Below are 11,567 nucleotides of genomic sequence, written 5' to 3'. Positions count from 1 at the left end.
CTTCCGCGATGGGGGCAGGGTCGGATCATGGACTGGCTGAAAAGGCTTCCGGTCGTCGGGCCGTGGACGGCCCGGCTGATGCTCACGCACGCGTGGCGGTCGTACGAGCGTCTGGACCGGGTGCACTGGGCGCGACTGGCCGCCGCGATGACCTTCAGGAGTTTCGTCGCGCTCTTCCCGCTGCTCACCGTGGCCGCCGCGATCGGCGCCGCCACGCTCAGCCAGGACCAGCAGGACACCCTCCAGGACAAGATCACCGACCAGGTGCCCGGCATCTCCGACCAGCTGGACATCGGGGGCCTGGTGGAGAACGCCGGCACCGTCGGACTCATCGCCGGTGCCGTGCTGCTGTTCACCGGCATCAGCTGGGCCGGTTCCATGCGCGAATGCCTCCGCGCGGTGTGGGAACTGCCCGACGAGGAGGAGAACCCCCTCCTGCGCAAGGGCAAGGACCTGGGCGTCCTCGTCGGCCTGGGCGGCGCGGTCCTGATCACCCTGGGCGCCTCCGCCGTCGCCTCCGCGATGGTCGGCCGGATCAGCGACGCCATCGGGCTGGAGAAGGGCGGCTGGGGCGGGATCGTGCTGCAGACCGCGGCGTTCGCCGTCGCCGTCGGCGCCGACTTCCTGCTCCTGCTGTACGTCCTCACCCTGCTGCCCGGCGTCGAACCCGCCCGGCGCCGTCTGATCGTCGCCGCCCTCACCGGCGCGGTCGGCTTCGAACTGCTGAAGCTGCTGCTCAGCGGCTATATGCAGGGTGTGGCCACGAAGAGCATGTACGGCGCGTTCGGCGTCCCGGTGGCCCTGCTGCTGTGGATCAACTTCACCTCGAAACTGGTCCTGTTCTGCGCCGCCTGGACGGCGACGCGGAGCAGGCGGGACGAGGTCCCCGAGGTCACGGACGCGGGCGGCGACGCACCAGGTCCGGCAGCGGCCAGCGCCGGTTGACCAGGAAGGCGCCGCCCGCGAGCAGCACGACCACTCCGCCGGCGATGCCCAGCGCGACCCCGATGCCGTCGGTGCCGCCGCCCGACGCGGCACTCGCCACCGGCTTCGAACCGGCCGCGACGGCACCGTCCCCGGCGCCCCCGGCCTCCCCCGGGGAGGCGGACGGGCCCGGCCGGGGACTGGCCTGCGTCGCGCTCCTCGGCCCCACCAGCTCACCCACCGGCTCGACCTTTCCGGCCGCCTTGAAACCCCAGTCGAAGAGCTTCGCGGTCTCCTTGTAGACCTCGTTGCTCACGTTCTTCTGCGGGTTCATCACGGTGACCAGCAGCACCTTGCCGTCCCGCTCGGCGACACCGGTGAAGGTGGCGCCCGCGTTGGTGGTGTTGCCGTTCTTCACGCCGGCTATGCCCTGGTAGACCGGCACGTCGGTGTCGCCGGCCAGCAGCCGGTTGGTGTTCTGGATCTCGAAGGACCCGCGGACCTTCTTGCCCTTCTTGTTCTTCTTCGTCTCGCCGGGGAACTGCGCCCTGACCGTCGAGGCGTACTCCCGGAAGTCCTTCTTCTGCAGCCCGGAACGGGCGATCAGCGTCAGGTCGTACGCGGACGACACCTGCTTCGGGGCGTCGTAGCCGTCGGGGCTGACCACGTGGGTGTCGAGCGCCTGGAGCTCCTCGGCGTGCGCGTTCATCTCCTCGACGGTGTTCTCGACGCCGCCGTTCATCGCCGACAGCACGTGCACCGCGTCGTTGCCGGAGCGGAGGAAGACACCCAGCCACAGGTCGTGGACGGTGTACGTCTCGTCCTCCTTGACGCCGACCATGCTGGAACCGGAGCCGATGCCGGCCAGGTCCGACGGCTCGACCTTGTGCTCCGTGGTCCTCGGCCACTTCGGCAGCAGCGTGTCGGCGAACAGCATCTTCAGCGTGCTCGCCGGGGCCAGCCGCCAGTGCGCGTTGTGCGCGGCGAGCACCTCGCCCGACTCGGCGTCGGCGACGATCCAGGAGCGGGCCGACAGGTCCTTCGGCAGCACCGGCACCCCGCTCGCGAGGTTGACCTGCGTCCCCGCCTGGCCGAGCCGGGCGCCGCCCACCTTGGACATGTTCGCCGGGGGCGTGGCCGACGGACTCGTCGACGGCTTGGGGGCCGCGAGCGCGACGGGCGCGGTCAGCGCGGTGGACAGCAGGACGGCGGAGGCGACCAGCAGCGATCGCCGGACGGTGTTCTTGGGTGCGGGCACGACCGGAAACGTACATGCCATACCTGACGAAGTCCCGGGCAGGTCCCCACCCCGGGCAAGGAACCGGACACCGCCCGGTGATACTGGAGCAATGAAGCTCAGCCGCCCCGTTTCCTGGTTCCTGCTCGCCTTCGGGGTGTGGAGCTGGGTCATCTGGGTCACTTTCGTCAAGAACCTGGTCAAGGACAGCAGCGGACTCGCGTTCGAGGACGGGCACCCGACGGCGTACTTCTTCGTTCACCTGACGCTCGCCGTCGTCTCCTTCGTACTGGGGACGGTCATCGGGGGCATCGGGTTGCGCGGACTGCGCGCACTGAGCCGGACGTCACGGACGTCCTGACCGGGAACAGGGGAACTCCGCCTCGTGGCCATCGTTTTCGTACTCATCGCGCTGCTGGTCGTGGCCGTCCTGGTGACGGGCAACTGGTATGTGTGGCGGCGCCTGTTCCGGGACACCACGGAGGGTCCGGGCGCGGTGCGCCGCGCGGGCGCCGTGGTGATCGCCGGCGGCTGGGCGCTGACCGTCGGCGCCCTCGTCGCCGAGCGTGCCGGCGCCCCCTTCTGGCTCCAGCAGGTCCTGGCCTGGCCCGGCTTCCTGTGGCTGGCCCTGGCCCTGTACCTGCTGCTGGCGGTGCTCGCGGGCGAGCTGGTACGGCCGGTGCTGCGGCGGATCCTGGAGCGGCGGGCGCGGGTGTCGGAGGCGGCGGAGGCGGCGGCACCCATATCCGCACGGCCGGAGCCGATAGCGGCCGGGCAGGGCGCGGGACGCGGTCCCGGCGGTGGGACCGGTGGGACGGACGGCGAGACGGACGGGGGCGACCCGGCGGCCGACGGCGCCGTCGTCGGCCCGCGGGAGACGCCCGCCGCCCCCTCCCGGCGTCTGTTCGTCTCCCGCGTCGTCGGCGGGGCCGCCGCCGCGGCGGCCGTGGGGACCGTCGGCTACGGGACGTACGGCGTGCTGCGCGGGCCGCGCGTGAAGCGGGTCACCGTGCCGCTCGCCAAGCTTCCCCGCGCGGCGCACGGTTACCGCATCGCGGTGGTCAGCGACATCCACCTCGGGCCGGTGCTCGGGCGGGGCTTCGCGCAGAAGGTCGTCGACACGATCAACTCGACCCAGCCGGATCTGATCGCGGTCGTCGGTGACCTGGTGGACGGGAGCGTGAAGGACCTCGGCCCGGCCGCGGCTCCCCTGGCGCAGTTGAAGGCACGTCACGGGTCGTTCTTCGTCACCGGGAACCACGAGTACTTCTCCGGTGCCGAGCAGTGGGTCGAGGAGGTGCGGCGGCTCGGGCTGAACCCGCTGGAGAACGCCCGTACGGAGCTGCCGCACTTCGATCTGGCGGGGGTCAACGACGTGGCCGGTGAGGACGAGGGGCAGGGACCGGACTACGCGAAGGCGCTCGGGGACCGGGACCGGGGGCGGGCGTGTGTGTTGCTCGCACATCAGCCGGTGCAGATCCATGATGCCGTCGACCATGGTGTCGATCTTCAGCTGTCCGGGCACACCCACGGTGGGCAGCTGTTCCCCGGCAACCTCGTGGCCGGTCTGGCCAATCCCACGCTGGCGGGGCTCGACCGGTACGGGGACACCCAGCTGTACGTCAGCCGGGGGGCCGGTGCGTGGGGGCCGCCCACGCGGGTGGGGGCGCCGTCGGACATTACGGTGATCGAGTTGGCCTCCAAGCAGGCCTGACGGTGTGTCGGGGTGGGCCGGGGGTGGGTCTGCTCACCCGCGCCTGCGGGGTGCCGCTGCGCCCACCCGTGCCGCCCCAGCGGCACGACTGCCCGCAGTGGGGGAGGGGGAGCTGATGAGTCACGTTCGTGCAGCGCTTGTGCTGGTCGATCTGCAGCGGTGGATCGTCGACATGGCGTGGGAGCCGGTCGGCGGGGACGTCGTCGAGGCGTGCGGGCGGCTGCGTGACCACTTTTCGACGGTCGTCCTGGTTCGGTACGCGCGTGCCGACGGGGCGGACGGTGGGCCGGACGCCGTACCCGACCGGTTCGTGCCCGGCTGTGCGCCCCGCCCCGGCGACCACCTCGTGACCAAGCACGGCCTCGACGCCTTCGAGGGCACCGGGCTGGGCGGCGTACTGCGCCGCGAAGGGGTCGCCGAGATCGTGGTCGCCGGGCTGTCCACCGCGCACGGCGTCGCCGCGACGGCCGCGACCGCGCTGCGGCTGGGCTACGGCGTCGTCGTGGCCGAGGACGCCACCGCGAGCCCCGACGAGGCGCGGCACCGTGAGGCCCTCGACCGGCTGACCGCGCTCGGCGCACGCACCGTCCGGGTCGCGGACCTCACGGCCCCGCCGTCCGTCACTGACAGCTGACCGCCGTCGGCTTGACCACGTACACGATCCGGTGCTCGGCGTCCGCCGGCGGGCCGTCCAGCTTCATGCCGTACCGCTCGGCGAGCCGTGCGAAGAACTCGGCCGAGGAGTCGTCGTCGATCCGCACCACCTCGCCGCGGACCTCCAGGTAGCGGTAGGGCTGTTCGGGGTCGTGGACGGACACCGCGACCATCGGGTCGGCCGTGATGTTCTTGTACTTGTGGCGGACCGTGGTGTTGGTGAAGCGGATGTACTCGCCGTCCCAGGAGAACCACATGGGGTTCACCTGCGGGCCGCCGGCCGGGCGGATCGTGGCGAGGTGGCCGAAGAGCGGCCGTTCCAGCAGATCCCGGTGGCTTTCCGGAATGAGACTCATGCCGTGGGTGCCTGCGCTTTCTTCTCCGGTCGGTCGTGCCCGTACGTGCGTGGGCGTCCCTGTCGGTGCGCCACGGTACGCACGCCGGGCACGTGTCCGGGAGGCTTTCAGCCGGACGGGGAAACCGGCCGCCCGGCTTGGTCCTCCGACGGCCGCCCCCGACCGGACGGCACCCGCACGGGCGCCTCGTCGGGTTCCGGGCACGTTCCCGGCCGGGCCGGCAGTGTCACGGTCACCGCCAGCCCCTCGCCCGGCGCCGTCCGTACCGCCACCTCACCCCCGTGCGCCCGCACCACGCCCTGCACGATCGCCATGCCGAGACCGCTCCCCGCGCCCCCGCCCGCGCGGAAGAAGCGGTCGAAGACGCGCGCCGCGTCCTCCGCCGCGAGGCCCGGCCCGTCGTCCGCCACGGACAGCCGCACCACCCCGTCCGCGCGGACCACCCCGAGCCGTACCGCGACGTCCGCCGGAGTGTGCGTCCGTACATTGCCCAGCAGGTTCCCCAGGACCTGCCGCAGCCCCGACTCGTCCGCGCGCACCAGCACCGCACCGTCCGCGTCCACGGACACCGCCCGCTCCGGCTGCTGCACCCGCAGGTCCTCCGCCGCGTCCCGCACCAGCCGGCACACGTCCACGTTCCGCAGCCGCAGTTCGGGACGCTGGTCGAGGCGGGCCAGCACCAGCAGCTCGTCGACGAGCCGCCCCATGCGGTCGGACTCGGCCAGCATCCTGTCCCAGGCCCGCCTGCGCTCCGTCGGCTCCCGCAGCATCCCCCGGTCGTAGAGCTGGAGGTAGCCGCGTATCGCGGCCAGCGGCGTCCGCAGTTCGTGCGAGGCGTCGGCGACGAACCGCCGGAGCTGGGCCGCGCTGCGCTCGCGCGTGCGGTACGCCGACTCCACCTGCTGGAGCATCGAGTTGAGGGCGAGCCGCAACTGCTCCACCTCCAGGATCGGGTCCCGGCTGGAGGGCACCCGCCGGGTCAGATCGCCCTCCGCGATCGCCGACGAGGTCTCCACCATGTCCTCCAGCGGCCGCATCCGCCGCCGCACACTGAACATGGTCAGACAGGCCAGCAGCAGCAACAGCAGCGTCCCTATGGCCAGGTCGAACTTGACGGCCTTGGTGACACCGTCGTGCACCGCCTCGGTGGAGCCGGCGATCAGGATGTACGTGCCGTCCGCGAGCCGGGTGGCGGTGACGCGGTAGGCGGCGCCGCGCACGGTGACGTCGTGCGGCTCCGGGTCCTGGAGCAGGGTGCGCGCGTCGCCCACGGCGTCCGCCAGGTCGCGCTGGGTCTTCGTCGGTTCGAAGCCGAGGATGCCGACGGGCTCGCCCCGGCCGTCCACGGCGGCGAAGATCGAGTCCGGGTCGTCCTCCCGGTTCCAGTCCGGATCCACCCGGTCGCGGAAGAAGCTCAGCACGCTCAGCGAGTCGATCTGCCGCAGCGTCAGCTCCGAGCCGCCCAGCGACTCACGGGTCCGGGTCAGCTCCGTGTCGATCTGGTCCAGCAGGTAGTAGCGCATGCCCATCACGCTCACCGCGGTGGCCGCCACGATGCCGAGGGCCAGCAGCACCACGTTGGCCAGGGTCAGCTGCCCGCGCAGCGAGTGAACGCCCCGCCCGGGGCGCGGTTTCCGGATCGGGAGCCTCACGTCAGGCCGTACCCGACCCCGCGCCGGGTGGTGATCACCGGCGGGCCCAGGGCGTCGAGTTTGCGCCGCAGATAGCTGATGTAGGTCTCGACGACGGTCGACTCGGCCGGTGTGTGCTCGTACTGCCAGACGTGGCGCAGCAGTTGTTCCTTCGGCACGATCCGGCCGCCGTTGCGCACCAGGAAGCGCAGCAGCGCGTACTCGGTGGGGGTGAGCTCCACCGAGCGGCCCGCGCGGCGCACCGAGTACGTCGTCTCGTCCAGCTCCAGGTCGCCGTGGCGCAGCGGCGCCCGCTGCGGGAGCACGTCGGCGGGGCGGGTGCGGCGCAGTACGGCGGTGACCCGGGCGACGACCTCGTCGATGTTGAACGGCTTGGTGATGTAGTCGTCGCCGAAGCCGAGCGCGCCGACGACCTCGGCGGGCGCGTCCCGCGCGGTGAGGAACACCAGCGCCAGCTCCGGCCGCCGGGAGCGCAGTTCACGGCCGAGGGCGCGGCCGTCGCCGTCCGGCAGCATCACGTCGAGCAGGGCGCAGTCGATGGGGGTCCCCCCGCGCGAGCGTGTTCGAGCGTGGGGGAGGGTGTGCTCGGCCAGCGCGAGCGCCTCGCGGACCGTGCCCGCGGTCATGACCTCGAAACGGTGGTAGCGCAGGGCGATGGCGAGGACGTCCGCGATGCTCTCCTCGTCCTCCACGACCAGCACGGTGCCGGGAGCTGTCGTCATGCCCCCAGTATCGGTAGAACCCCCGTCGGTCGTACCGGTGTTCGCTTTGGAGTTCCTTGAGAGTCCCGCCCGAGTCGTATCCCCGCGCGGGTGCCGCCGTCGATTCTGCTGCCCAGGACCTGGGGGACCGACCGAGTGACGAAGGAGCGGACAAGTGGCGGTATTGGCACGCTGGTGCTATCGGCATCGGCTGGTGGTCCTGCTGGTGTGGGTGGGGGCGCTGCTCGGACTGGGGGTTTCGGCGAGCGGCGCGGGCACGAACTACGCGGAGGTCTTCTCGCTGCCGGACACCGACTCCAAGCGGGCGTACGACCTGATGGAGCGGGCGTTCCCGGAACGCGCCGGCGACACCGACACCGTGGTGTGGAAGGTCGACGAGGGCTCCGTGCGCGACGACTCCGTACGGTCCCGGATCGAGCCGGCGCTGACGGAGATCGGGCGCATGGAGGGCGTCGGCGCCGTCACCGACCCCTACGGCGAACAGGGCGCGGCGCAGATCAGCGAGGACGGGCGGATCGCCTACGCGCAGGTCACGTTCGCCGAGCAGGCGGACGCCGTGCCGAAGGAGCTGGTCCAGGACGTCGTCGACACCGCGCAGGGCGCCGCGCGCGACGGGCTCCAGGTGGAACTGGGCGGCCAGGCCATCACGCGCGTCCAGGAACCGCCGACGGGCACCGCCGAACTGGTCGGCATCCTGGCCGCCGCGATCGTGCTGTTCGTGGCCTTCGGGTCGCTCTTCGCGATGCTGCTGCCGATCGTGGTCGCCGTCTTCGGCGTCGGCACCGGCATGTTCGGCACCCAGCTCCTCAGCCACGTCACCAACGTCCCCGAACTCGCCACGCTGCTCTCCACACTGATCGGTCTCGGCGTCGGCATCGACTACGCCCTGTTCATCGTCACCCGGCACCGGCGCGGCATCCTGCGCGGTGCCGACCCGGAGGAGGCGGCGGTCACCGCCCTCAACACCTCCGGCCGCGCGGTGCTGTTCGCGGGCGGCACGGTGTGCATCGCGCTCGCCGGGATGCTGGTGACGAACCTGCGGTTCCTGGACGGCGTGGTCATCGGCACCACCCTCACCGTCGTGCTGAGCGTGCTCGCCGCCGTCACCCTGCTGCCCGCGCTGCTCGGCCTGCTCGGCCACCGGGTGCTCAGCCGCCGCCAGCGCCGCAGGCTCGCGGCCGAGGGCCCGGAGACCGAGAAGGTGAGCGGTCTCGCCGCGCGCTGGTCCGCGGGCGTCCAGCGCCGCCCGCGGTCCGTGGCCGTCCTGGCCGTGGTCCTGATGGCGGCGCTCGCGGTCCCGCTGCTGTCGCTGCGCCTGGGCACCGTGGACCAGGGCAACGACGACGCCTCCATGACCACCAGGAAGGCCTACGACCTGCTCGCCGAGGGCTTCGGGCCCGGCTTCAACGGGCCGCTGCAGGTGGTCGTGGACGGCGAGGCGTCCGACGGCCTGGTGACGGTCCTGGAGAAGACCGAGGGCGTCGCCCAGGTCGCCGCCGTACCGCCCGCGAACGGTGTCAGCGTCATCCAGGTCGTCCCCACCACGTCCCCGCAGGACGCGGAGACGGACCGGCTCATCGACACCCTGCGCGAGGACGTCATCCCGGGCGCGGGCGTGGAGGCCCACGTCGGCGGGGTGACCGCGGTGTCCAAGGACTTCGCGACGGTGACCGGCGAACGGCTGCCGCTGTTCATCGGCACGATCATCGGCCTGGGCTTCCTGCTCCTGCTGCTCGCGTTCCGTTCCCTGGTGGTGCCGCTGACGGCCGCCGTGATGAACCTGCTCGCGGCGGCGGCCTCCTTCGGCGTCCTGGTGATGATCTTCCAGTGGGGGTACGGCCTGGACCTGCTGGGCCTCGGCAAGGAGGGCCCCATCGCGTCCTTCCTGCCGATCATCATGCTGTCGCTGCTGTTCGGGCTCTCCATGGACTACCAGGTGTTCCTGGTGAGCCGGATGCACGAGGAGTGGGTGCACACCCGGGACAACGCCCGCGCGGTGCGCGTCGGCCTCGCGGAGACCAGCCGCGTCATCAACTCCGCGGCCCTGATCATGGTCTGCGTCTTCCTCGCCTTCGTGCTCAGCGGCGACTACGGCGCCGCCATGGCGGGCGTGGGGCTGGCCGCGGCGGTCGCCCTGGACGCGTTCATCCTGCGTACGGCACTGGTGCCGGCCGTGATGCACCTGCTCGGGAAGTCCAACTGGTGGCTGCCGGCCGGTCTGGAGAAGCGGCTGCCGCACCTGGCGGTGGAGCCGAAGGAGGAGGAGGACGCCGCGGCGCCCACGCCCTCCGGCGTTCCGGGCGGCCCCGCCTCGGTCGTCCACGGCTTCGTCCGCGCCGCCGACGGCGAACCCGTCGAGGGCGCGGCCGTCACCCTGCTGACCGCCGGCGGCCGCCAACTGGACCGTGTGCTCTCCCTCGCCGACGGCGCGTACATCGTCTCCGTGCCGGCCCCGGGCACCTATCTGCTCGCGGTCACGGCGGCCCCGTATGGCTCCCGTGCGGCACACGTGACCGTGGCGGACGGCCCGCTGGTGTACGACGTGGAACTCACCCCCGGTGAGGTGGACGCCGTCAACTGACGGTGCCGGGGCGTCCGCCGTCGGCGGGCGCCCCCTTCTCCCTCCTCGCCGGGTCCGGAAGCGCCTTCGTCATGCCGGGCAGGAACTCCGTGAACAGCTCGTGCACCTCGCGCACCAGGGGCCGCAGCACCCGGAAACGGGCCAGGGCGATGCCCCGCGCGGTGATCCGGGCGCCGCGCTCGGCCAGCCGGTAGCTGCGCTCCCGGCCCTCGGTGCGGTCGAAGATCCAGTACAGGACGAGCCCCATCTGGGACAGCCACATCAGCTCGGGCAGGATGTCCCGCAGCTCTTCGGGCACCTTGCTCTTCGTCCCGGCGAGCACCGCGCGGTGGACGCTGATCGCCTCCACGCGCGCGTGCTCCGACTCGGGGGAGAAGGGGCTGAGCGGACTGTCCGGGTCGGCGGCGTTCTTGAAGAACTGCACCGCGAACTCGTGGTACGGCGTGGCGATGTCCAGCCACGCCTTCAGCACGCCCGCGAGCCGGGCCTCCAGGTCGGTCTCCCGGCGCAGGACCTCACGGACGGCCACCTGGTGCTCGGCGGCGATCCGGTCGTAGAAGCCCTGGATCAGGTGTTCCTTGCCCTCGAAGTAGTAGTACGCGTTGCCGACGGAGACCCCCGCCTCCTTGGCGATGGCCCGCATGGTCGTCTTGTCGTACCCGCGCTCCTGGAACAGCCGCATGGCGGTCTCGAGGATCAGGGCGCGGGTCTGCTCGGACTTGCTGAGGGTGGCGCCGTCGTCGGGGCCGTCGTTCTTCGCGGGCACGGAAGGAGCCTAACGCCAGGGAGGGACCGCCCTACGGGGCGGTGCAGGTGCCCGCCCCGCAGCTCGGGGCGGTGTAGCTCCAGCCGTCGCGCGGATCGTACGTCCACCCGTCGCCCCGGCGGTACACGCCGCCGCCCCACCCGGACGCCATTCCGCGCCACCTGGCGGCGGCCAGCACCGCGCCCTTGGCGAGCCGGGCGCCGGCCGGGGTGCTCAGCCGGTGGGCCAGCCGCCGGTGCTCCCGCAGCGCCCACAGGGTGACGACCCAGGCGGCGGCGCCCCGGTACACCTGCCCGGCGTCACCCACCACGGTGATCTCCTCCAGGGTGGACCCGTGGTCGAGGCTGGGGAACCGGGCCCGTGCCGCCTCCGAGGCCGCCGGGACCAGCTCCAGGGGCACCAGTTGGGGCTGGCGCACCAGCCAGTCCCGTACGAAGGCGCACAGGGAGCACTCGGCGTCGTACAGCACGGTGAGCCGGCGGACCGGGACGCGCGCGGCGCCCCGGCCCTCGTGCGTGGCCGTCACGCCGCTCACGCCCCGGCCTGAGGGGCGGCCCAGCCCTGCGGCGGCACCGGCGGGACCTGCTCCCGCTCCATCACCCCGCGGCGCCGGATCCTGTTGAGCACGTACACGTTGCCCAGGTGCATCACGCCCAGCACCAGCAGCACCACGCCGAGCTTGGTCGACAGGGCCTCGAAGATGCCGCGCGTGTCGGCGATCGTCTCGTCGCCGCTCAGGTACAGCGCGACGAACCCGAGGTTGACGAGGTAGAAGCCGACCACCAGGAGGTGGTTGACGGCGTCGGCGAGCTTCTCGTTGCCGTGCAGCACGTCGGCGAGGAAGACCCGCCCGTTGCTGCTGAGCGTGCGAGCGACCCAGACGGTCAGCCCGATGCTGACGACGAGGTAGATGACGTAGGCGATGACCGTACGGTCCATGTCCCCCAGCCCTTCTTGAACG

The 11,567-nt window shown here is 72.2% G+C and carries 12 protein-coding genes; 5 read left to right on the top strand and 7 right to left on the bottom strand.

Annotation, left to right across the window (positions count from 1 at the left end; translation table 11 throughout):
• Window positions 1-27: 27 nt before the first annotated feature.
• Window positions 28-945 (top strand): YihY/virulence factor BrkB family protein, encoded by a 918-nt coding sequence (locus tag ACZ62B_RS06735; RefSeq protein ID WP_468882835.1) that lies wholly within the window; start codon window positions 28-30, stop codon window positions 943-945.
• On the opposite strand, the gene ACZ62B_RS06730 is transcribed toward ACZ62B_RS06735, so the two are convergent.
• A complete protein-coding gene (locus ACZ62B_RS06730) occupies window positions 893-2,182 on the bottom strand; it encodes a D-alanyl-D-alanine carboxypeptidase family protein (protein WP_468882836.1) in 1,290 nt (429 codons plus the stop codon). The genes ACZ62B_RS06735 and ACZ62B_RS06730 overlap by 53 nt on opposite strands.
• Before the next feature lie 91 nt (window positions 2,183-2,273).
• Here ACZ62B_RS06730 and ACZ62B_RS06725 point away from each other — a divergent pair, with 91 nt between their 5' ends.
• The 3 genes from ACZ62B_RS06725 (at window position 2,274) to ACZ62B_RS06715 (ending at window position 4,509) form a co-directional block, all read left to right on the top strand.
• The gene (locus ACZ62B_RS06725; RefSeq protein WP_030829790.1) at window positions 2,274-2,522 is read left to right on the top strand and encodes an SCO4848 family membrane protein; all 249 of its coding nucleotides are present in this window, start codon (window positions 2,274-2,276) and stop codon (window positions 2,520-2,522) included.
• 24 nt (window positions 2,523-2,546) lie between these two features.
• Window positions 2,547-3,875 (top strand): metallophosphoesterase, encoded by a 1,329-nt coding sequence (locus ACZ62B_RS06720; RefSeq protein WP_468882839.1) that lies wholly within the window; start codon window positions 2,547-2,549, stop codon window positions 3,873-3,875.
• Window positions 3,876-3,990: 115 nt separating this feature from the next.
• On the top strand, window positions 3,991-4,509 hold the full coding sequence (locus ACZ62B_RS06715) for a cysteine hydrolase family protein (protein WP_468882841.1): 519 nt from the start codon (window positions 3,991-3,993) through the stop codon (window positions 4,507-4,509).
• Here the strand turns inward: ACZ62B_RS06715 and ACZ62B_RS06710 are convergent.
• The 3 genes from ACZ62B_RS06710 to ACZ62B_RS06700 all read right to left on the bottom strand — a co-directional run bounded on the left by ACZ62B_RS06710 (window position 4,496) and on the right by ACZ62B_RS06700 (window position 7,259).
• Complete coding sequence (locus ACZ62B_RS06710) at window positions 4,496-4,885, bottom strand: PPOX class F420-dependent oxidoreductase (RefSeq protein ID WP_344557678.1); 390 nt, start codon at window positions 4,883-4,885, stop codon at window positions 4,496-4,498. The genes ACZ62B_RS06715 and ACZ62B_RS06710 overlap by 14 nt on opposite strands.
• Window positions 4,886-4,992: 107 nt before the next feature.
• Window positions 4,993-6,537, bottom strand: coding sequence for a sensor histidine kinase (locus ACZ62B_RS06705; protein ID WP_344557676.1), 1,545 nt, complete (start codon window positions 6,535-6,537; stop codon window positions 4,993-4,995).
• Window positions 6,534-7,259: a response regulator transcription factor gene (locus tag ACZ62B_RS06700; protein ID WP_468882844.1), complete on the bottom strand. Its 726-nt coding sequence runs from the start codon at window positions 7,257-7,259 to the stop codon at window positions 6,534-6,536. The genes ACZ62B_RS06705 and ACZ62B_RS06700 overlap by 4 nt, the downstream gene beginning before the upstream one ends.
• Before the next feature lie 163 nt (window positions 7,260-7,422).
• Between ACZ62B_RS06700 and ACZ62B_RS06695 the strand changes: the two genes are divergently transcribed.
• Entirely contained in the window at window positions 7,423-9,840 is a 2,418-nt protein-coding gene (locus ACZ62B_RS06695) for an MMPL family transporter (RefSeq protein WP_344558057.1), read from the top strand.
• Here ACZ62B_RS06695 and ACZ62B_RS06690 read toward each other — a convergent pair.
• Genes ACZ62B_RS06690 through ACZ62B_RS06680 form a run of 3 tightly spaced genes read right to left on the bottom strand, consistent with a single transcriptional unit; the run spans window position 9,833 to window position 11,545 of the window.
• Complete coding sequence (locus tag ACZ62B_RS06690) at window positions 9,833-10,606, bottom strand: TetR/AcrR family transcriptional regulator (protein WP_344557672.1); 774 nt, start codon at window positions 10,604-10,606, stop codon at window positions 9,833-9,835. The genes ACZ62B_RS06695 and ACZ62B_RS06690 overlap by 8 nt on opposite strands.
• Before the next feature lie 31 nt (window positions 10,607-10,637).
• Window positions 10,638-11,141, bottom strand: a complete 504-nt coding sequence (locus ACZ62B_RS06685; protein WP_469689370.1) for a thiol-disulfide oxidoreductase DCC family protein — start codon at window positions 11,139-11,141, stop codon at window positions 10,638-10,640.
• Complete coding sequence (locus ACZ62B_RS06680) at window positions 11,138-11,545, bottom strand: hypothetical protein (RefSeq protein WP_344557668.1); 408 nt, start codon at window positions 11,543-11,545, stop codon at window positions 11,138-11,140. The genes ACZ62B_RS06685 and ACZ62B_RS06680 overlap by 4 nt, the downstream gene beginning before the upstream one ends.
• Window positions 11,546-11,567: the final 22 nt, after the last annotated feature.

Source organism: Streptomyces sp. NPDC053426, from assembly GCF_055585405.1.
The sequence above is the reverse complement of the archived record's forward strand: the minus strand, read 5'-3'. Positions and strand labels throughout refer to the sequence as shown.

Coding starts and splice junctions, on each gene's coding strand:
- ACZ62B_RS06735 (WP_468882835.1), top strand. CDS start 28: ATGGACTGGCTGAAAAGGCTTCCGGTCGTCGGGCCGTGGACGGCCCGG.
- ACZ62B_RS06725 (WP_030829790.1), top strand. CDS start 2,274: ATGAAGCTCAGCCGCCCCGTTTCCTGGTTCCTGCTCGCCTTCGGGGTG.
- ACZ62B_RS06715 (WP_468882841.1), top strand. CDS start 3,991: ATGAGTCACGTTCGTGCAGCGCTTGTGCTGGTCGATCTGCAGCGGTGG.
- ACZ62B_RS06710 (WP_344557678.1), bottom strand. CDS start 4,885: ATGAGTCTCATTCCGGAAAGCCACCGGGATCTGCTGGAACGGCCGCTC.
- ACZ62B_RS06700 (WP_468882844.1), bottom strand. CDS start 7,259: ATGACGACAGCTCCCGGCACCGTGCTGGTCGTGGAGGACGAGGAGAGC.
- ACZ62B_RS06680 (WP_344557668.1), bottom strand. CDS start 11,545: ATGGACCGTACGGTCATCGCCTACGTCATCTACCTCGTCGTCAGCATC.